Source organism: Variovorax sp. FW301-JW7 (assembly GCF_058788795.1).
In genome coordinates, this window is the sequence record NZ_JBYTBC010000001.1 from 340643 (window position 1) to 361092 (window position 20450).

The 20450-nt window shown below is 67.2% G+C and carries 18 protein-coding genes; 12 read left to right on the forward strand and 6 right to left on the reverse strand.

What is annotated here, in order from left to right; genetic code table 11:
• Window positions 1–34 precede the first annotated feature (34 nt).
• Window positions 35–1132, reverse strand: a complete 1098-nt coding sequence (locus tag AC3WQM_RS01415; RefSeq protein WP_062473189.1) for a C45 family autoproteolytic acyltransferase/hydrolase — start codon at window positions 1130–1132, stop codon at window positions 35–37.
• 56 nt (window positions 1133–1188) lie between these two features.
• The gene (aptA, locus tag AC3WQM_RS01420) at window positions 1189–2547 is read right to left on the reverse strand and encodes an omega-aminotransferase AptA (RefSeq protein ID WP_492676641.1); all 1359 of its coding nucleotides are present in this window, start codon (window positions 2545–2547) and stop codon (window positions 1189–1191) included.
• 165 nt (window positions 2548–2712) lie between these two features.
• Here aptA and AC3WQM_RS01425 point away from each other — a divergent pair, with 165 nt between their 5' ends.
• Genes AC3WQM_RS01425 through gabT form a run of 3 tightly spaced genes read left to right on the forward strand, consistent with a single transcriptional unit; the run spans window position 2713 to window position 6236 of the window.
• Complete coding sequence (locus AC3WQM_RS01425; protein WP_492676643.1) at window positions 2713–3663, forward strand: GntR family transcriptional regulator; 951 nt, start codon at window positions 2713–2715, stop codon at window positions 3661–3663.
• A 14-nt stretch (window positions 3664–3677) separates the two neighbouring features.
• Complete coding sequence (locus AC3WQM_RS01430; protein WP_492676644.1) at window positions 3678–4916, forward strand: serine hydrolase domain-containing protein; 1239 nt, start codon at window positions 3678–3680, stop codon at window positions 4914–4916.
• Window positions 4917–4946: 30 nt separating this feature from the next.
• Window positions 4947–6236, forward strand: coding sequence for a 4-aminobutyrate--2-oxoglutarate transaminase (gene gabT / locus AC3WQM_RS01435; RefSeq protein ID WP_492676646.1), 1290 nt, complete (start codon window positions 4947–4949; stop codon window positions 6234–6236).
• A gap of 4 nt (window positions 6237–6240) precedes the next feature.
• Here gabT and AC3WQM_RS01440 read toward each other — a convergent pair whose 3' ends face one another.
• On the reverse strand, window positions 6241–6624 hold the full coding sequence (locus AC3WQM_RS01440) for a response regulator (RefSeq protein WP_062473196.1): 384 nt from the start codon (window positions 6622–6624) through the stop codon (window positions 6241–6243).
• Between the two features lie 347 nt (window positions 6625–6971).
• Entirely contained in the window at window positions 6972–7217 is a 246-nt protein-coding gene (locus tag AC3WQM_RS01445) for a hypothetical protein (RefSeq protein ID WP_492676647.1), read from the reverse strand.
• A gap of 1012 nt (window positions 7218–8229) precedes the next feature.
• Between AC3WQM_RS01445 and dusA the strand changes: the two genes are divergently transcribed.
• Window positions 8230–9198 carry a tRNA dihydrouridine(20/20a) synthase DusA gene (dusA, locus tag AC3WQM_RS01450; RefSeq protein ID WP_492676649.1) on the forward strand — a complete coding sequence of 323 codons (969 nt, stop codon included), beginning with the start codon at window positions 8230–8232 and terminating at the stop codon, window positions 9196–9198.
• 165 nt (window positions 9199–9363) lie between these two features.
• Entirely contained in the window at window positions 9364–10149 is a 786-nt protein-coding gene (locus tag AC3WQM_RS01455; RefSeq protein ID WP_492676650.1) for an IclR family transcriptional regulator, read from the forward strand.
• Between the two features lie 128 nt (window positions 10150–10277).
• On the opposite strand, the gene AC3WQM_RS01460 is transcribed toward AC3WQM_RS01455, so the two are convergent.
• Window positions 10278–10925, reverse strand: a complete 648-nt coding sequence (locus AC3WQM_RS01460) for a GntR family transcriptional regulator (RefSeq protein ID WP_095947169.1) — start codon at window positions 10923–10925, stop codon at window positions 10278–10280.
• Between the two features lie 131 nt (window positions 10926–11056).
• On the opposite strand from AC3WQM_RS01460, the gene scpA reads away from it, so the two are divergent.
• Genes scpA through AC3WQM_RS01495 form a run of 7 tightly spaced genes read left to right on the forward strand, consistent with a single transcriptional unit; the run spans window position 11057 to window position 19943 of the window.
• Complete coding sequence (scpA, locus tag AC3WQM_RS01465) at window positions 11057–13222, forward strand: methylmalonyl-CoA mutase (RefSeq protein WP_492676651.1); 2166 nt, start codon at window positions 11057–11059, stop codon at window positions 13220–13222.
• A gap of 11 nt (window positions 13223–13233) precedes the next feature.
• A complete protein-coding gene (locus tag AC3WQM_RS01470; protein ID WP_139704974.1) occupies window positions 13234–13707 on the forward strand; it encodes a GNAT family N-acetyltransferase in 474 nt (157 codons plus the stop codon).
• Entirely contained in the window at window positions 13701–14750 is a 1050-nt protein-coding gene (gene meaB, locus AC3WQM_RS01475) for a methylmalonyl Co-A mutase-associated GTPase MeaB (protein WP_492676652.1), read from the forward strand. Before AC3WQM_RS01470 ends, meaB begins: the two co-directional genes overlap by 7 nt.
• Before the next feature lie 59 nt (window positions 14751–14809).
• Window positions 14810–16354: an acyl-CoA carboxylase subunit beta gene (locus tag AC3WQM_RS01480; protein WP_099790205.1), complete on the forward strand. Its 1545-nt coding sequence runs from the start codon at window positions 14810–14812 to the stop codon at window positions 16352–16354.
• A gap of 21 nt (window positions 16355–16375) precedes the next feature.
• The gene (accC, locus tag AC3WQM_RS01485) at window positions 16376–18424 is read left to right on the forward strand and encodes an acetyl-CoA carboxylase biotin carboxylase subunit (protein WP_492676653.1); all 2049 of its coding nucleotides are present in this window, start codon (window positions 16376–16378) and stop codon (window positions 18422–18424) included.
• Window positions 18424–19461, forward strand: a complete 1038-nt coding sequence (gene bioB, locus AC3WQM_RS01490) for a biotin synthase BioB (protein WP_070061063.1) — start codon at window positions 18424–18426, stop codon at window positions 19459–19461. Before accC ends, bioB begins: the two co-directional genes overlap by 1 nt.
• A complete protein-coding gene (locus AC3WQM_RS01495; protein WP_159271498.1) occupies window positions 19458–19943 on the forward strand; it encodes a VOC family protein in 486 nt (161 codons plus the stop codon). The genes bioB and AC3WQM_RS01495 overlap by 4 nt, the downstream gene beginning before the upstream one ends.
• Here the strand turns inward: AC3WQM_RS01495 and AC3WQM_RS01500 are convergent.
• The gene (locus tag AC3WQM_RS01500) at window positions 19933–20430 is read right to left on the reverse strand and encodes an Lrp/AsnC family transcriptional regulator (RefSeq protein WP_492676655.1); all 498 of its coding nucleotides are present in this window, start codon (window positions 20428–20430) and stop codon (window positions 19933–19935) included. The two genes, AC3WQM_RS01495 and AC3WQM_RS01500, sit on opposite strands and share 11 nt — an antisense overlap.
• Window positions 20431–20450: the final 20 nt, after the last annotated feature.

The window sequence follows — 20450 nt, forward strand, 5'->3', positions numbered from 1 at the left end:
ACACTCCTGGCGAAAGCTGGGCGGGGCGGGCGGATCAGAGGGAATACTCGGTGAAGCGGTGCGCCTTGAAGGGCGCCGGCGCGATGCGCATCTTTCGTGCCGCCGGGTCCATGACGATGGTCGCCACAGTGGCCGACGAGGCCCCGCCGGGGCCCGCGCTCGGGCTGCGGCACACGGCGCGCGGCGCGCCGAAGCGGTCTTGCAGCGCGTCGAGTACGTCCTGCTCGGTGAGCAGGCCCGCCGCACGCCTGTTGTGCAGCGCCTCGGTCACGCGGCGGTCGCGGTAGAGCGAATCGGGCGTGGTCTCCAGGCTGCGGTCGACGACGCGCGCCAGCGCCGCCGGGGTCTTGAAGTGGTTGGCGTGCACCAGGATGCCGCCTTCGGGCTGCTGCCAGAACACCTGCTCGGGACAGGTCTCCAGGCTCACGGCCTCGCCCTCGGCGTGCGTGATGATCATGTTGTTGGAGATCGAGCGCGCGCTGCGGCACACCACGCCCAGCGCGTTGGCGTACAGCGTCGACTGCAGGATGCCGCGGCGGATCAACGCCAGCGGCACGCCTTGCTGCTTGCCGTCGTTGTCGGCCTTGATGAAGTTGCCGGTGACGGCGATGCCCGCGCTGTTGAGCCCCGCGCGCGCCAGCGTGCCGGCCTCGGCGAAGGTGAGCATGGCCGGGCCTTCATCGGGCTGGATGCGCAGCACCACGCCGAGTTCGAGGCTTTCGACGCGCCAGTCCCAGTTCTGCGCATGGATGAGCTTGCCGTCGCGCGCGGCCGAGGGCATGACGACCACGCCGGTGCAGCCGTCGGGCGGCTCGGTGGCTTCGAGCTGCTGGAAGGCGTAGAGCATTTCGCTGCGCGCGTTGAGCGCCACGATGTCCTCGGCCGGCACGCCCGCGCCTTCGCCCACGCCCTCGATCTCGCGCAGCATGCCGGCGTCGAAGGCCTCGACCATCGGCATGAAGCGGCGTGCCAGCGCGCGCGTGCGCTCCCAGCTCAGGCCCACGCGCTCGAAGGCGGCGCGGTAGGTGCGCAGGCTCAGGTCGATGCGGTCGCCGGCGGCGCGGCCGTACTGGCGCCCGCGCTGCTGCGCGTCGCCTTCGATGTCGTACAGGGGGAACGATTCGATGTCCATGGTGTGTCTTGTCTCCGGGGCTTGTCTTGTGTGTCTGTGCGTGCGGCCTGAGGTGCTCAGGCTTCCGTGTCAGTGGCTTGTGCGGTCTGCGCGATGGCGGCGCGCAGGCTGTCGATGATCTGGTCGATGTGCCGGCGCTCCAGCGTGAACGGCGGCGACAGCGCGATGGTGTCGCCCACCGAGCGCACCAGCACGCCGCTTTCGTCCAGGCAATGTTGCGCCACCGCCTGCGCATGCGTGCCGGGCCCCGAGGCCCAGCCTTGCAGCTCGATGCCGGCCAGCAGGCCGACGTTGCGCACGTCGATCACGCCCGGCAGGCCGCGCAGGCTGTGCAGGCCGTCTTCGAAGTAGGGCGACAGCTCGGCGGCGCGGGCGATCAGGCCGTCTTCGGTGTAGGCGTCGAGCGTGGCCATGGCGGCGGCGCAGGCCAGCGGATGGCCCGAGTAGGTGTAGCCGTGCGAGAGCTCGACCGCGCTCACGCTGCCGTGCATGAAGGCGTCGTGCACCGCGCCGCGCATGAGCACGGCGCCCATCGGCACGGCGCCGTTGGTCAGGCCCTTGGCGGTGGTGATGAGGTCGGGCGTCACGCCGAACAGGTCGGACGCGAAGTTGCTGCCCACGCGCCCGAAACCGGTGATGACCTCGTCGAAGATCAGCAGGATGCCGTGCCTGTCGCAGATCTCGCGCAGGCGCTTCAGGTAGCCGCGCGGCGGCGGCAGCACGCCGGTGGAGCCGGCCACGGGCTCGACGATCACGGCGGCGATGGTCGAGGCGTCGTGCAATGAAACCAGCGCTTCGAGCGCATCGGCCTTGTCGATGCCGTGCGGCGGCTCGCCGCGCGAGAAGGCGTTGCGCGCCAGGTCGAGCGTGTGCGGCAGGTGGTCCACGCCGTTGAGCAGCGGCCCGAAGGTGCTGCGCTGGCGCCCGATGCCGCCCACCGAGATGCCGCCGAAGCCCACGCCGTGGTACGAGCGCTCGCGCCCGATGAGCCGGTAGCGGCCTGCGTCGCCGCGCGCCCGGTGGTAGGCCACGGCGATCTTCAGCGCGGTGTCGACCGACTCGGAGCCCGAGTTGGTGAAGAACACGTGGTCCATGCCGGCCGGCGCCATCTGCGTGAGGCGCTGCGCCAGCGTGAAGGCGGCGGGGTGGCCGATCTGGAAGTTGGAGGCGTAGTCGAGCACGTCGATCTGCGCCTTCATCGCCGCGCTGACCCGCGGGTTGCGGTGCCCGGCGTTCACGCACCACAGGCCGGCGATGGCGTCGAGCACGCGGCGGCCGTCGGCCAGGTCGTAGTGCAGGCCCTCGCTGCCGACGATGAGGCGCGGCGCCTGCTTGAACTTGCGGTTGGGCGTGAAGGGCATCCAGAACGCGTCGAGCGAACCGGGCGGCGTTGTCAGGGTATCGGCGGAAGCCACGGTGTTTTTCTCCTTGGGGAAACGACCCGTCGTCCGGGTCGGCGTGGGGCCGATCTTGAAATCCAAATTGTATTTTTGGCGTGAGATGTACATGGTTTTTCAGGGCCAAAAATACAAAGAACCCGCGATGATCGGCACCCAGCCCGTGTTTCCGGAGACCCATGGATGGCCCCGCAGCAGCAGATGCAGATGCAGACGCAGATGGACAAGTCGATCCCGCCGCTCACCCAGCGCGTGAGCCGCTACATCCTCGACCAGGCCTTGGCCGGCGGCTACGAGAACGGCCGCCACATGACCGAGACCGACCTGGCCGGCCGGCTCGGCATTTCGCGCACGCCGGTGCGCGCCGCGCTGCGCCTGCTGCACGAGCGTGCGCTGCTGGCGCACGTGCCCAACCGCGGCTACACGCTGGTGGCCGACCGCGAGGCGCTCGACCGCGCACGCCGCGAGATGCCGGAGGACGAGGAGAAGACGCTCTATTACCGCGTGCTGCGCGACCGCCTCGCGGGCAAGCTGCCGACGCGCGTCAATGAACTCGAACTGGCCCAGACCTACGGCGTGCCGCGCCCGCTGCTGCGCAACGTGATGACCACGCTGCTGCAGGACGGCGTGCTGCGCGGTCGCCACTACCAGCGCTGGGAGTTCACCGAAACCCTCGACTCGGTCGAGAGCGAGCGCGAGAGCTACCGCTTTCGCCTGGTGGTGGAATGCGCGGCGCTGCGTGAGCCGGGCTTCAAGGTCGAGCACGAGCGGCTGCTCGCTTGCCGCGAACAGCAGCAGACCTTGCTGACGCACGCCTCGCGCCATTCGTGGATGGAGTTCTTCGAGGCCAACGCGCAGTTCCACGAGCTGCTGGCCAGCGCCTCGGGCAACCGCTTCATCCTCGATGCGGTGAAGCAGCAGAACCGGCTGCGCCGCATCTCCGACTTGTCGGACTACCCGCTCGTGAACATCGACCTGCTGCGCAAGTCGTGCCGCGAGCACCTGCAGATCCTCGACGCGGTCGAGGAGAACAAGCTCGAAGTCGCCGCCAAGCACATGCACGCCCACCTGAGCCGTGCCAGCGACATCCTGGAGCGCCGCGTGATGGGCGACCTGGATGCGCTCGGCGACTGAGCCATCGCACCCCTATGACCACCCAAGAAACGACGGCTCCCGATGCCGCGCTGGCCGACGGCTGGCGCGATGGTTTTCCTACGGCCGGCACCGCCGTGCAGCGCCCGCGCGAACGCCCGATCTTCCAGGCGCCCGAGAACCGCTGGGCCTTCTCGCACCTGCGCGAGCTGCAACCGACGCGCAACGTGTCGCGCGGCAATGGTCCGGTGTCGGTGCTGCCGCGTGCCGAGCGCCCCGAACTCGACACGCTGGCCTTCACCTTGCCCGCGGACGGCTCGCGCACCGACTGGCACAGCGCGCTCGCGACGATCTGCGCCGACGGCGCGGTGGTGCTGCACCGCGGGCGCATCGTGTACGAGCGCTACTTCGGCGCGCTCGACGAGCACGGGCAGCACATGGCGATGTCGGTCACCAAGTCGGTCGTCGGCACGGTCGGCGCGATGCTCGCGGCCGAGGGTGCGCTCGACGAACACGCGCAGGTGCGGCACTACATCCCCGAGCTGGCGGTCAGCGCCTTCGGCCATGCCACCGTGCGCCAGGTGATGGACATGACGACGGGCATCGACTACTCGGAGGACTACACAGACCCCGATGCTGGCGTGTGGAAGCACGCGCGCGCCGGTCAGTTGTTGCCGCGCCCCGCGGGCTATGCGGGCGCCGAGGGCTACCGCCAGTTCCTGCAGACCGTGCAGGGTCAGGGCACACACGGCGAGGCCTTTGCCTACCGCACCGTCAACACCGATGTGCTGGGCTGGCTCATCAGCCGCGTGGCGGGCCAGCCGCTGGCGCGGGTGCTGAGCGAGCGCATCTGGTCGCGCCTGGGCGTCGAGCAGGACGCGGCCTTTGCGGTGGACGGGCAGGGCGCCGAGTTCGCGGGCGGTGGCCTGTGCACCGGCCTGCGCGACCTCGCGCGGCTGGGCGAGATGATGCGGCTGGGCGGCGCGTTCAACGGCATGCAGATCGTGCCCGAGGCCGTGGTGGCCGACATCCGCCGCGGCGCCGATCCGGCGCGCTTCGCGCTCGCGGGCTACACGCGGCTGGCCGGCTGGAGCTATCGCAACATGTGGTGGGTGGCGCACGACGCGCGCCGTACTTTTACCGCACAAGGCATCCACGGCCAGGCGCTGCACATCGACCCCGAGGCCGAGATGGTGGTGGCGCGTTTTGCCTCGCACCCGCTGGCCGCCAACGCGCACCTGCCGACCTCGATGCACGCCTTTCGCGCGCTGGCCGAGCACCTGATGCGCGGCTGATTTCGTTCTCTTTTCTATTCTTTCTTCTTCATGCTCACCCAAGTCACGACCAACGCGAGCCTGCAGGCCCGCAAGAACGCCGCCTGCGCGCAGGGCATCGGCACGCTCACGCCGCACTTCACCGCCCGCGCCGACAACGCCGAGCTGTGGGACGTGGAAGGCCGACGCCTCGTCGACTTTGCCAGCGGCATCGCCACGCTCGCCACCGGCCACCGCCACCCGCGCATCGTGGCCGCCGTGCGCGCGCAGCTCGACGACTTTCACCACACCTGCTTCCACGTCACGCCGTACGAGGAATACGTGGCGCTGTGCGAGCAGCTGAACCGCGTCGTGCCCGGCCCCAGCGCCAAGAAGAGCGCGCTCTTCACGACCGGCGCCGAGGCCATCGAGAACGCGATGAAGGTGGCGCGCGCCGCCACCGGCCGCAGCGGCGTGGTGGCGTTTTCGGGCGCATTCCACGGCCGCACCTTCATGGGCATGGCGCTCACCGGCAAGGTCGCGCCGTACAAGGCGGGCTTCGGCCCGATGCCGGGCGACGTGTGGCACGTGCCGTTCCCGGCCGCGCCGCTGGGTGTGACGGTGGACGACAGCATCGCGGCGCTCGACCGGCTGTTCAAGACCGACGTCGATCCGCAGCGCGTGGCGGCAATCGTCATCGAGCTGGTGCAGGGCGAGGGCGGTTTCTATGTGGCGCGGCCCGCACTCATGGAGCACCTGCGCGCGGAGTGCGACCGCCACGGCATCCTGCTGGTCGTCGACGAAATCCAGACCGGCTTCGGGCGCACCGGCAAGCTCTTCGCGCTGGAGCACTACGGCATCGAGGCCGACCTGGTGACGACCGCCAAGAGCCTGGCCGGCGGCTTTCCGCTGTCGGCGCTCACGGGGCGCGCCGAACTCATGGACGCCACGCGCGTCGGCAGCCTCGGCGGCACCTACGCGGGCAATCCGCTGGCGGTGGCCGCAGCGCTGGAGACGATGCGCGTGATCGAGGACGAAGGGCTGGTCGCACGCGCCCGCCTGCTCGGAGAGCGGCTGACGGCCAGCCTTGCGGCGCTGCGCACCGAGGTGCCGCGCATCTGCGACGTGCGCGGCCTGGGCGCGATGGTGGCGGTGGAGTTTCGCGATCCGCGCAGCGGCGAGCCCGATGCCGAGTTCACGAAGCGCGTGCATGCGGCGGGGCTCGAACGCGGTCTGCTGCTGCTGACCTGCGGGGTGCACGGCAACGTGGTGCGCTTCCTGTTTCCGCTCACCATTCCGGAGGCGGTTTTTGAAGAAGGGCTGGGGCTGCTGGCCGAATCGATTCGCGCGGCCACCGTCTGAACGACTAACGTCGCGGCGCAATGCCGAGCGTGCGGCAGAAGTCGTAGAAGTCTTCGAGTTGCAGCGACTTGTCGAACACCGCATCGACGCCCGCCGACAGCGCGCCTTCACGCACCTCGGAGGTCGCGTGGTTCATGAACACCACGGTGCGCTGCGCGGGCGACTTGCGTTCCCTCAGGTGGTTGGCCACGGTCAGGCCGTTGCCTTGCGCGAGGAACACGTCGATCACGGCGGCGTCCCAGGCATCGGGGTTCGCGTCGAGCCAGTCGATGGCTTCGTCGCTGCTGCTGGCGGTGGCGACGACTTCGCATCCGGAGAATTCCCTCAGTCCGTCGGTCAGGGTGGTGGCGATCAGGGGGTTGTCTTCTATGAGGTAGATGCGGGTCATCGGTGCGTAGCCTGGAAATGAAATGCGTCGGCTCGTCTGCGCTTGTGGCGCGGGTCTGCCGGGCCGGTCCATTGTCACGAGGCGAGAGCGGGGCGGAGTCGGACAACGCCGCCACATGGCGTCCCCCCGCGCACGCGAAAGCGCTGTTTGCATTGCATCACTGGCGTACAAGACGCGGGTGCGGGGCGTGCCTATCGTGCGGGGCTTCTTTGACTCCGTCACGACAGGTTGTTTGATGTCGCCTTCTTCTTCGTCTTCGTCTTCCCTCGCTCCACCGTTCACGCACAAGCAAAAAAGGGGTGCCCGATCTGGGCACCCCTTGGACTTCGCTATCGAATCAAATTAGGTTACGCGACCTTTTTCATGATCTGGCTAACGCGACCGGCGGATAGCTCAAAGATCTGAGCGACCTTCTTCTGCGGCACACCGTTTTGCACTGCAGCCTTGATCTCAAGGTCGCGAATGCGTTGCTCTTGCTTGTTGGTCGTGACCTCGAAGCGCGCATTCAACACGCCAAGATTTCGTTGCAAACCCTGAACTTTGCGTTCCAATTGCTTCACGCGGTAGTCGCGCTCAGCGTCTTTGTCGGCCATGATAAAATCACTCCTTTTAGGCTAGGTGGCTAAGCACTGGTTCACTTCTTTGCCGGAAGACCAGTGCTTGAATGCTAGCCGTTTTTTTTTGCCAAAAAGAAAAGTTTAGCGGGAGTTTAGTTTTCAAAAAATAAGTCTAATGAAAACAAGGACTTACGATTGCTGACTTCGCTTCGCTATACTCTACTCGAGAGTGTGGTCTTTTGGCTGGTGGCTTTGATCGGCTTCATCGGTCAGCCGGCGCGTCCCTGGCTACTGGGCAGGCGTCACGCGCCTTTGAGCGATCCGTTCTCGCCGAGAGATGGCGTGGCTCGCCTTGTAAACGCTATCCGGTGCCTTTGATAGTGTGGTCAGCGTTGATCAAGGGTCCGAGCGTGGCCATCAACCTATCAGCGCCGAACCCGCCTCCCTCATTCTCGGCGATGCCAAAGGGGGGGCGACGGCTCGCGGACTCGCCGGTCTCGGCCCGTTGGGCGTTGAGCTATGAGGCACTCAGTGCGATATATCGCTATGACATGCACGCGACCGCCGGCGTTGTCGTCTCTGCTTAGACCGTACAGGGTGATGCGCCGGGCGGGCGCGGGTCACGAATACTGATGGGGTCGTGGACGTAAACATGGGCAACGAAGAGGGCTTTGCCACGATGAGCGACGCGGAGGCAGCGTAAACCCATGTTCGTCGAAAACTTATCCGTTTTCTTCAGCGGCTTCGCGGTGAGTGCCTCATTGACCGTCAGGCGCGCGCGTAAGACGGCGGGTGTTCTCTTTGATTGGCCCTATGGGGCATCCTCGATTCGGATGCGAGCCATGTGCGCTACGCTTCCGCTGCGCGCTTGCGTTTCGTGATGCTGCCCAAAGGGGGTTCTCTCGTTGGTGCATGCCGAGCTTGTGGCAGAAATGTGCCAACGAAGCCCAAGAATTGCGATGAATAAGACCGAATGACACCGAACGAGATGAGCGGCAACCCCGCGCCAAGCCTTGATTTTCCTCGGAAGGCCCGTGCCACCGAGGCCATGCGCCTGTCCGTGGCCCCCATGATGGACTGGACCGACAGGCATTGCCGCGTCTTCCACCGCCTCATGACACGCCACGCGCTGCTCTATACGGAGATGGTGACCACCGGCGCGCTGATCCACGGCGACGTGCCGCGCCACCTGCGTTTTCATGAAGAAGAACACCCCGTCGCGCTGCAGCTCGGCGGCAGCGAGCCGCACGACCTGGCGCACTGCGCCAAGCTCGGGCAGGAGTGGGGCTACGACGAGATCAACCTGAACTGCGGCTGCCCGAGCGAGCGCGTGCAGCGCGGCGCCTTCGGTGCCTGCCTCATGAACGAGCCGCAGCTGGTGGCCGATTGCGTGAAGGCGATGGTCGACGTGGTCGACGTGCCGGTCACGGTGAAGCACCGCATCGGCATCGACAAGATCGAGAGCTACGAGTTCGTGCGCGATTTCGTCGGCGCGGTGAGCGAGGCCGGTTGCGGCACGTTCATCGTGCATGCGCGCAACGCCTGGCTGCAGGGCCTGAGCCCGAAGCAGAACCGCGAGATTCCGCCGCTGCGCTATGCGCTGGTGCACCGCCTGAAGCACGACTTTCCGGCGCTGCAGTTTTCGATCAACGGCGGCATCGCCACCAACGCGCAGGTGCACGAGCACCTGCGGCTGCTCGACGGCGCCATGATCGGCCGCGAGGCGTACCACAACCCCTGGTGGCTGGCCGAGTGGGACGCCGAGTTCTACGGCGACGCCCCCCAGACGCTCACGCGCGAGGACATCGAGGCGCAGATGTGCGACTACATGGTCCGCGAGGCGACCGAACATGGCACCAACTGGTGGTCGATCGCGCGCCACATGCTGGGCCTGCGCAACGGACTGCCCGGTGCGCGCCGCTGGCGCCAGGTCTGGAGCGACCACCGCCTGAAGACCCGCCCGCCGCACGAAGTGATGGCGCTGGCGCACGAACCCGTCGCCGCTCAGGCCGCCTGATTCCCTTCGCCGCCGCCACCGACTTTGTAGACAGTCAACACAATTGAGCGAAGTTGACGCTCGATGGAACACAGTTTCATGACAATGCAACAACAAGTGTGAGCGAAGCACCTGTTTTTGCTCAAGAATAAGGCGGTCAGGGAAACAAGAAAAAGGTTCTGTCTTATGAGTGAAGCTGTGGGCGGCAAGGAAGAAGTCAGTGCGCTTGCCAGGGGGTTGTCGCTGCTGAAGGTCATCGGGATGTCAGCGGCACCCGTCGGAAACCGGGAATTGGCCGACACCACCGGCATCCCGAAGGCCACGGTGTCGCGCCTCACGGCGACGTTGGTGGGCGCGGGGTTTCTGCGGCAGTCGCAGGACAGCGAGCGCTTCAGCCTGGGGCCGGTGCTGCTCGACATGAGCAGCCGCTACCTGCGCAATTTCGACCTGAGGTCGCTGGCGCGTCCCCATCTCGGCAACCTGGCGGAACTGTCAGGTGCCAGCATCCACATGGCGGTGCGCGACGATCTGGACATGCTGGTCATCGATTCGCTGCGTCCGCGCTCGGCGCTCATCAGCTCCCGCATCGACGTCGGCTCGCGCATGTCGATCGCCACCTCCGCCTCCGGCCGCGCCTACATCGGCGCCTTGCCCTCGGCCGAGCAGTCGGCGCTGCTGGAGCAGATCCGGCTCGAAACCGGCGAGAACTGGCACGCCATCGAACCGCGCCTCATCGCCAGCCTGGAAGAGTACGCCCGCCTGGGCTACTGCACCTCCTTCGGCGAATGGAACCCTCAGATCCACGCCCTGGGCTTCGCGCTCGAAGGCCCGCGCGGCGAACGCTACGGCGTGAGCTGCGGTGGCCCCGCGTACCTGCTGCCAAGGGAGACCATGCTGAGCCGCGTAGCCCCGCGCATGCTGGAAATCGCCCATCGCATCTCTACAGAGGCAGGCACCCTCACCCTGGACTGAACGAGGCCGCGCCGCAGGCGCAGGCCCCTTCGCGAGACGCCGCGGAACCGGCTCTGCCGGGCCGCAGGCGTCGCCCCGGAAGGGGGTTGGCGAAGCGACACGAAGTGCGCGCAGCCTGGGGGAGAGCCTTATACAGCGGCTTCGAGGCCGTTGAGGAAGTGCTCGCGCATGCGCGCCATCGCCGTGGCGGCGTCGCGCGCCTCGATGGCCGCCATCACTGCGCGGTGCTCCGCGAGCGACTCGGCAATGCGCCCCGCCTTCAGCAGCGAGTTGTGGCGATTGAGCTTCATCACCTTGCGCAGGTCGGCCACCATCTGGTCGCGCCACTTGTTGTTGGCAATGGCCAGCAGGCTCATGTGGAAGCGCTCGTTCACCGCAAAGAAGTGCTCGCGGTCTTCCTTGCCGGGGGCGGCGGCGGCTTCCAGCTCGGCGTGCAGCGCCTTCAGCTCGGCGCGCTGGGCGTCGGTGGCGCGCTCGGCCACCACGCCGGCGGCGTCGCTCTCGAGCAGCGAGAGCAGGTGGTACACGTCGGCCAGATCCTGCTCCGACACCTCGGTGACGTAGGCGCCACGGCGCACCTTCATCGTCACCAGCCCTTCGGCGGCCAGCACCTTCAGCGCCTCGCGCAGGGGCGTGCGGCTGATGCCGTATTCCTCGGCCAGCTTGAGTTCGTCGATCCAGCTGCCGGGCTCCAGCTCGCGGCGGAAGATCCGTTGGCGCAGGAGCTCGGCCACCTCTTCATAGAGGGCGCGGGGGGTCAGGGTGACGGCGGACATGGGCTGCACTGTACTTCAAAAAATGCGTTTGAATTAATAATTACGGATGGGTTAGACTTGTGAACGGCTTGCAAATCCGTGCAAGCGACCTTGCGAATCCCGTCAGACCACCGCCTGGAGCGGCGCCTTCCATGAGCAGCAGCACACCCGAACCCACCTACAAGCCGGCCGACCTCGACGCCTGGGCCAAGTCCGCCGCCAAGTCGGCGCCCGGCGGCGACGTGAATGCGCTGAACTGGATCACGCCCGACGGCATCAGCGTGAAGCCGCTGTACACCGCGGCCGACCTGCAAGGCCTGAAGTACACCGACACGCTGCCCGGCTTCGAGCCCTACCTGCGCGGCCCGCAGGCCACCATGTACGCGGTGCGCCCCTGGACCATCCGCCAGTACGCCGGCTTCTCGACGGCCGAAGAATCGAACGCGTTCTACCGCAAGGCGCTGGCCGCCGGCGGCCAGGGTGTGAGCGTGGCCTTCGACCTGGCCACCCACCGCGGCTACGACAGCGACCATCCGCGCGTGACGGGCGACGTCGGCAAGGCCGGCGTGGCGATCGACTCGGTCGAGGACATGAAGATCCTGTTCGACCAGATCCCGCTCGACAAGGTCTCCGTGTCGATGACGATGAACGGCGCCGTGCTGCCGGTGCTCGCGGGCTACGTGGTCGCGGCCGAAGAGCAGGGCGTGGCGCAAGACCAACTGAGCGGAACGATCCAGAACGACATCCTCAAGGAGTTCATGGTCCGCAACACGTACATCTTTCCGCCGGCGCCGAGCATGCGGATCATTGGCGACATCATCGAGTACACGGCGCAGAAGATGCCGAAGTTCAACTCGATCTCGATCAGCGGCTATCACATGCAGGAAGCCGGCGCCAACCAGGCGCTGGAGCTCGCCTTCACGCTGGCCGACGGCAAGGAATACGTGAAGACCGCGCTGGCCAAGGGCCTGGACGTCGACGGCTTTGCCGGACGCCTGAGCTTCTTCTGGGCCATCGGTATGAACTTCTATCTGGAAGTGGCCAAGATGCGCGCGGCGCGCCTGCTGTGGTGCCGCATCATGAAGGAGTTCAATCCCAAGAACCCCAAGAGCCTGATGCTGCGCACGCACTGCCAAACGTCTGGCTGGTCGCTCACCGAGCAGGACCCGTACAACAACGTGGTGCGCACCACCATCGAGGCGATGGCCGCGGTGTTCGGCGGCACGCAGTCGCTGCACACCAACGCGCTCGACGAAGCCATTGCGCTGCCCACCGAGTTCAGCTCGCGCATCGCGCGCAACACGCAGCTCATCATCCAGGAAGAGACGCACATCACGAACGTGATCGATCCCTGGGCCGGCAGCTACATGATGGAAAGGCTCACGCAGGACATGGCCGACGCCGCCTGGACCATCATCGAAGAGGTCGAGGCCATGGGCGGCATGACCAAGGCCGTGGACAGCGGCTGGGCCAAGCTCAAGATCGAGGCCGCCGCCGCCGAGAAGCAGGCGCGCATCGACTCGGGCAAGGACGTGATCGTCGGCGTCAACAAGTACAAGCTCAAGAGCGAAGACGCGATCGACAGCCTGTCGATCGACAACGTGAAGGTGCGCGATCAGCAGGTGGCGCGCCTGCAGAGCATCCGCGCCTCGCGCGACAACGCCAAGGTGCAGGCCGCGCTCGACGCGCTCACCGACGCCGCCGAAAGCAACACCGGCAACCTGCTGGCGCTGAGCATCGATGCGGTGCGTGCGCGCGCCACCGTCGGCGAGATTTCCGACGCCCTCGAAAAATCCTTCGGCCGCCATCGCGCCGACACGCAAAAGGTGACCGGTGTGTACGCTGCCGCCTATGACTCGGCCGAAGGCTGGGAAGCGCTCAAGACCGAGATCAACGACTTCGCCGAAGCGCAAGGCCGCCGCCCGCGCGTGATGATTTCCAAGCTCGGCCAGGATGGGCACGACCGCGGCGCGAAGGTCGTCGCCACGGCGTTCGCCGACCTGGGCTTCGACGTCGACATGGGCCCGTTGTTCCAGACGCCCGAAGAGTGCGCGCGGCAAGCGATTGAAAACGACGTGCACGCCGTGGGCGTGAGCACGCTCGCCGCCGGCCATAAGACTCTTGTGCCGGCCATCATCGAAGAACTGCGCAAGCAGGGCGCGGACGACATCATCGTCTTCGTCGGCGGTGTGATTCCGCGCCAGGACTACGACTTCCTCTACGAAGCCGGCGTCAAGGGCATCTACGGCCCGGGCACGCCCATCCCGGCCAGCGCCAAGGACGTGCTGGAGCAGATCCGCGCGGCCGTCGCAGTCTGAGACGAAGCGACGTGGGCGATCTCTTGTCGCGGCTGTCGCTGCAGCCCGTGGATTCCAGCGATTTCGAAGACATGCTGGCCGTGCGCATCGATGCGATGCGCCCGAGCCTGGAGCGTGTCGGCCGCTTCGACCTCACGCGCTCGCGCGAGCGCCTGTCGGCCGGTTTCGTGGTGCCGTACATGCACCACATCGTGCTCGACGGTGAGCAGCGCCTGGGCTTCATCACGCTCAAGCCCGAGGACGCGGATGCGCTGCGCCTCGATCACCTGTACCTGCGCACCGGTTTCCAGGGGCGCGGCATCGGCGAATGGGCGCTGCGCTGGGCCAAGGCGCAGGCGCGCGAACAGCAGCTGGACATCAAGCTCACCGCGCTCGTGAAGAGCGACGCCAACCGTTTCTACCAGCGGCACGGCTTCGTGCTCGAAGGCGAGGAGGGCGTCGACCTGCACTACCGCTGGCGCGTGGCGTCGGAGGCCGCGTGCTGAACACCGTCGGCGCGCTCGAACGCGCGCTCGCCGATGCGCCGGGCATGGCGCAGCGCCGTGCCATCGCCAAGGCGATCACGCTGCTCGAATCGACGCGCACCGACCACCGTACGCAGGCCGACGAGCTGCTCACGGCGCTGCTGCCGCGCACCGGCGCCTCGTTTCGCCTCGGCATCTCGGGTGTGCCCGGCGTGGGCAAGTCGACCTTCATCGAAACGCTGGGCCTGCTGCTGATCGGCAAGGGCCACCGCGTGGCCGTGCTCACCATCGACCCCTCGTCTACCGTGTCGGGCGGCTCCATCCTGGGCGACAAGACGCGCATGGAGCGCCTGTCGGTGCACGAGCGCGCCTACATCCGCCCCAGCCCCTCGAGCGGCACGCTCGGCGGCGTGGCCGAGAAGACGCGCGAGGCCATGCTGGTCTGCGAGGCCGCGGGCTACGACGTCGTCATCGTCGAGACCGTGGGCGTGGGCCAGAGCGAAACGGCCGTGGCCGGCATGACCGACATGTTCGTGCTGCTGCAACTGCCCAACGCGGGCGACGACCTGCAGGCGATCAAGAAGGGCGTGATGGAGCTGGCCGACCTGGTCGCCATCAACAAGGCCGACATCGACCGCGACGCCGCCACGCGCGCGCAGGCCCAGATCACTTCGGCGCTGCGCCTGTTCGGCCACCAGGGCAACCCCGACCATGCGCACGCCGTGCACGACGCGCACAGCGGCGTGGAGCGCCGCTTCTGGCTGCCCAAGGTGCTGCAGCTGAGCGCGCTCGCGGGCACCGGCGTCGACGCCTTCTGGGACGCCGTGCTCGAATTCAAGGCGCTGCAGACCGCCAACGGCAAGCTCGCCAAGCGCCGCGAAAAGCAGGCCACCGCGTGGATGTGGGAACGCATCGACGCCGGGCTCAAGCAGGCGTTTCGCCACCATGCGCAGGTGCGCGAGCTGCTGCCGCAGCTCACGCAGCAGGTGGCGCAGGGCAGCCTGCCGGCCTCCACGGCGGCGCGCCAGCTGCTCGCCGCGGCAGCCATCACCGCCCGGGTGTGACGCCCCGGCCCCCACAAGACTCTCCCAGCAATCCAGAACCACAGCTTCGGAAGCACACCATGCAAGAACTGATCGAACAACTCGAAAAGAAGCGCGCCCAGGCGCGACTCGGCGGCGGGCAGAAGCGCATCGACGCGCAGCACGCCAAGGGCAAGCTCACGGCGCGCGAGCGCATCGAGCTGCTGCTCGACGACGGCACGTTTGAAGAATGGGACATGTTCGTCGAGCACCGCTCGGTCGACTTCGGCATGGCCGAGCAGAAGATCCCCGGCGACGGCGTGGTCACGGGCTACGGCATGATCAATGGCCGCCTCGTGTTCGTGTTCAGCCAGGACTTCACGGTCTTCGGCGGCGCGCTCAGCGAAGCCCATGCCGAGAAGATCTGCAAGGTGATGGACCAGGCCATGAAGGTCGGCGCACCGGTCATCGGCCTGAACGATTCGGGCGGCGCCCGCATCCAGGAAGGCGTGGCGTCGCTGGGCGGCTATGCCGACGTGTTCCAGCGCAACGTGATGGCCTCGGGCGTGGTGCCGCAGATCAGCATGATCATGGGCCCGTGCGCGGGCGGCGCCGTGTACTCGCCCGCCATGACCGACTTCATCTTCATGGTGAAAGACAGCAGCTACATGTTCGTCACGGGCCCCGAGGTGGTGAAGACCGTGACGCACGAGAGCGTCACGGCCGAAGAACTGGGCGGTGCCATCACCCACACCACGCGCAGCGGCGTGGCCGACATGGCGTTCGAGAACGACGTCGAGGCGCTGATGATGCTGCGCCGCCTGTACAACTACCTGCCGCTGAACAACCGCGAGAAGCCGCCCGTGCGCCTGGGCAATGACGGCCAGGGCGATCCGGCCGACCGGCCCGACTACTCGCTGGACACGCTGGTGCCCGACAACCCGAACAAGCCCTACGACATCAAGGAACTGATCCTGAAGGTGGTGGACGACGGCGACTTCTTCGAGCTGCAGCCCGACTACGCGAAGAACATCGTGATCGGCTTCGCGCGCATGGAAGGCCAGACGGTCGGCATCGTGGCCAACCAGCCGCTGGTGCTGGCGGGCTGCCTGGACATCAAGAGCAGCATCAAGGCGGCGCGCTTCGTGCGCTTTTGCGATGCGTTCAACATCCCCGTCATCACCTTCGTCGACGTGCCCGGCTTCATGCCCGGCACCGGCCAGGAGTATGGCGGCATCATCAAGCACGGCGCCAAGCTGCTGTACGCGTACGCGGAGTGCACGGTGCCGAAGATCACCGTCATCACGCGCAAGGCCTACGGCGGCGCGTACGACGTGATGGCCTCCAAGCACCTGCGCGGCGACGTCAACCTGGCCTGGCCGCGCGCCGAGATCGCGGTGATGGGTGCCAAGGGCGCGGTGGAAATCATCTTCCGCGAAGACAAGAACAACCCCGAGAAGCTCGCGGCCCGCGAAGCCGAATACAAGGCCCGCTTCGCCAACCCGTACGTGGCCAGCGCGCGCGGCTACATCGACGACGTGATCCTGCCGCACGAGACGCGCAAGCGCATCTGCCGCTCGCTCGTCATGCTGCGCGAGAAGAAGCTCGAGAACCCGTGGCGCAAGCACGGAAACATTCCGCTCTGAGCCGCACGGAGAAAGAAGAACATGTTCAAGAAAATCCTGATCGCCAACCGTGGCGAAATCGCCTGCCGCGTCATCCAGACTGCCAAGAAGATGGGCATCCTCACCGTCGCCGTCTACTCCGACGCCGACAAGGAAGCCCGCCACGTCGAGCTGGCCGACGAGGCCGTGCACATCGGCGCCGCGCCCAGCCGTGAGAGCTACCTGCAGGCCGACCGCATCATCGCGGCCTGCAAGAAGACCGGCGCCGAGGCCGTGCACCCGGGCTACGGCTTTCTGTCGGAGAACGAAGCCTTCGCGCGCAAGGTCGAGGAAGAGGGCATTGCCTTCATCGGCCCGAAGCACTATTCGATCGCGGCCATGGGCGACAAGATCGCCTCGAAGAAGCTCGCGAACGAAGCCCAGGTCAACACCATTCCCGGCTGGAACGACGCCATCGAGACGGCCGAGCGTGCCGTCGAGATCGCGAAGGACATCGGCTACCCGGTGATGATCAAGGCCTCGGCCGGCGGCGGCGGCAAGGGCCTGCGCGTGGCCTTCAACGACAAGGAGGCTTTCGAGGGCTTCACCTCGTGCCGTAACGAGGCGCGCAATTCCTTCGGCGACGACCGCGTGTTCATCGAGAAGTTCGTCGAGGAGCCGCGCCACATCGAGATCCAGGTGCTCGGCGACTCGCACGGCAACGTCATCTACCTGAACGAGCGCGAGTGCTCCATCCAGCGCCGCCACCAGAAGGTGATCGAGGAGGCGCCGTCGCCGTTCATCACCGACGCCACGCGCAAGGCGATGGGCGAGCAGGCGGTGCAGCTGGCCAAGGCCGTGAAGTACCAGAGCGCGGGCACGGTGGAGTTCGTGGTCGGCAAGGACCAGAGCTTCTACTTCCTGGAGATGAACACGCGCCTGCAGGTGGAGCACCCGGTGACGGAGTGCATCACCGGCCTGGACCTGGTCGAGCTGATGATCCGCGTGGCGGCCGGCGAGAAGCTGCCGCTGGCGCAGGCCGACGTGAAGCGCGACGGCTGGGCCATCGAGTGCCGCATCAACGCCGAAGACCCGTTCCGCAACTTCTTGCCGTCGACGGGCCGCCTGGTGAAGTTCCAGCCGCCGGCCGAGAGCATGTTCGCGAGCGACACCGGCCACCTGCACGGCGTGCGCGTGGACACCGGCGTGTACGACGGCGGTGAGATCCCGATGTACTACGACTCGATGATCGCCAAGCTCATCGTGCACGGCAAGGACCGCAACGAGGCCATCGCCCTCATGCGCGAGGCGCTCAACGGCTTCGTGATCCGCGGCATCAGCAGCAACATCCCGTTCCAGGCCGCGCTGCTGGCGCATCCGAAGTTCGTGGCGGGCGATTTCAACACCGGCTTCATTGCCGAGCACTACGGCAAGGGCTTCCATGCGGAAGACGTGCCGCACGCCGACCCGTCGTTCCTGGTGGCGCTGGCCGCCTTCGTCAACCGCCGCTACCGCGCGCGCGCCTCGGGCATCAGCGGACAGCTCGCGGGCCACGGCGTGAAGGTGGGCGAGCAGTTCGTGGTGGTCGAGCTGGGTCCCGAGGGCAAGCACGTGCACCACGCGGTGTCGGTGAGCGACTTCCAGGACAAGACCGGCGCCAGCGCCGTCACGGTGGGCGACAAGCGCTACCAGATCGAGAGCGATTTCGCGCTGGGCGCGGTGCGCGTGCAGGGCACGGCCAACGGCAAGCCCTTCACGGCGCAGGTGGAGCGCGGCGCGGGCAAGAACCCGCTGGCGCTGCGCGTCTCGCACGACGGCACGCAGATCGAGACCATGGTGCTGTCGCCGCTGGGCGCGCGCCTGCTCGAGCTGATGCCCTACAAGGCACCGCCCGACCTCAGCAAGTTCCTGATGTCGCCGATGCCGGGGCTGCTGGTCGAGGTGTCGGTGCAGCCGGGGCAGCAGGTCCAGGCCGGCGAGAAGCTGGCCGTGATCGAGGCCATGAAGATGGAAAACGTGCTGTTCGCCGCGCAGGACGGCGTGGTGGGCAAGATCTCGGCGGCCAAGGGCGAATCGCTCGCCGTCGACCAAATCATTCTGGAGTTCAACTGATGGGTGCCAACGATCTGCAACAAGCGGCAATCACGCTGCACCGCCCGGCCAAGGCCGTGGCGACGCCCCAGGGCCCCTGGTCGGTGGAGGCCATCCAGGCGCTGCTCGACAAGCCTTTCATGGAACTGCTGTTCGAGGCGCAGACCGTGCACCGCCGGCATTTCCCCGAGGGCGACATCGAGCTGGCCACGCTGCTGTCGGTGAAGACCGGCGGCTGCCCCGAGAACTGCGGCTACTGCCCGCAGTCGGCCGAGTTCGACACCGGCGTGAAGGCGCAGAAGCTCATGGAGGTCGACGAGGTGGTGCGCGCCGCGCAGGCCGCCAAGGACGCCGGCGCCACGCGCTTTTGCATGGGAGCCGCCTGGCGCGCGCCCAAGGACCGCGACGTCGAGAAGGTGGCGGTGCTGGTCGAGGCCGTGAAGGGCCTGGGCCTGCAGACCTGCGCCACGCTGGGCATGCTGGAGCCGCACCACGCGCAGCAGCTCAAGGCCGCGGGCCTCGATTACTACAACCACAACCTGGACACCGCGCCCGAGTACTACACCGACGTGGTCGACACACGCACCTACCAGGACCGCCTGGACACGCTGGCGGCCGTGCGCGGCGCCGGCATCAGCGTGTGCTGCGGCGGCATCGTGGGCATGGGCGAGCAGCCGGTGCACCGCGCCGGGCTGATCGCACAGCTCGCCAACATGGACCCGTACCCGGAGTCGGTGCCGATCAACAGCCTGGTGCGCGTGCCCGGCACGCCACTGGCCGACTCGGAACCGGTCGATCCCTTCGACTTCGTGCGCATGATCGCCGTGGCGCGCATCACCATGCCGACCGCGCGCGTGCGCCTGTCGGCCGGCCGCCAGCAGATGGGCGAGGCGGTGCAGGCCCTGTGCTTCATGGCCGGCGCCAACTCGATCTTCTACGGCGACAAGCTGCTGGTCACCGGCAACCCCGACGTCGATGCCGACGTGCAGCTGCTGCGCAAGCTCGGCCTGCGCTCGCATCGCACGCAGGAGCAGGCGGAAGAAGGCGGTTGCGCATGACCGCGCCGCGCCCCTTCAAGGTGCTGGGCATCCAGCAGATCGCCATCGGCGGCCCCGACAAGCTGCGTCTGCAGAAGCTGTGGGTCGACATGCTGGGGCTCGAGGTGACGGGCACCTTTCGCAGCGAGCGCGAGAACGTCGACGAAGACATCTGCTCGATGGGCAGCGGCCCGTTCAAGGTCGAGGTCGACCTGATGCAGCCGCTGGACCCCGAGAAGAAGCCGGCGGTGCACACCACGCCGCTCAATCACGTCGGCCTGTGGATCGACGACCTGCCCAAGGCCGTCGAGTGGCTCACGGCGCAGGGCGTGCGCTTTGCGCCGGGCGGCATCCGCAAGGGCGCGGCCGGTTTCGACATCTGCTTTTTGCACCCCAAGGCCAACGACGAGTTCCCGATCTCGGGCGAGGGCGTGCTGGTCGAGATGGTGCAGGCGCCGCCCGAGGTGGTGACGGCCTTCAACGCGCTCGCCGCTACGCGCTGAGCGCCTTGCGCACCGGCGGCTTCACGTCGGCGCGCTGCGGCGGCAGCATCGGCTGGTGCTCGCGCGCCGGGTTCAGGATGATCGAGGTCGCGGTCTCGGTCAGGATGCAGAACTTGGCGAGCACCGCATCGAGGTGCGGCACGTCGATCACCGCGATCTCGAGGATCCAGCTGTCCTCGCCGGTCACGTTGTAGGCATTGACGCACTCGGGCGTCTCCTGCACCAGCTTCACCACGAGGTCGTAGTCGGCCCGCCCGACGCGGATGATCCCGCGGATGCCGTAGCCCAGCCGCGTGAGGTTCACGGTGGCGCGGTAGCCGGTGATGACGCCGGCGGCTTCCAGCTTTTTCACGCGCTCGGTCACGGCCGGCTGGCTCAGGTGCACGCGGCGGCCCAGCTCGGCCATGCTCAGGCGGGCGTCGGCCTGCAGTTCGGCCAGGATGCGGGAGTCGTGGGCGTCCAGCGGGGGGGTCAAGGTGAAGTCCATGGAAGTCCTTTAAATCGACG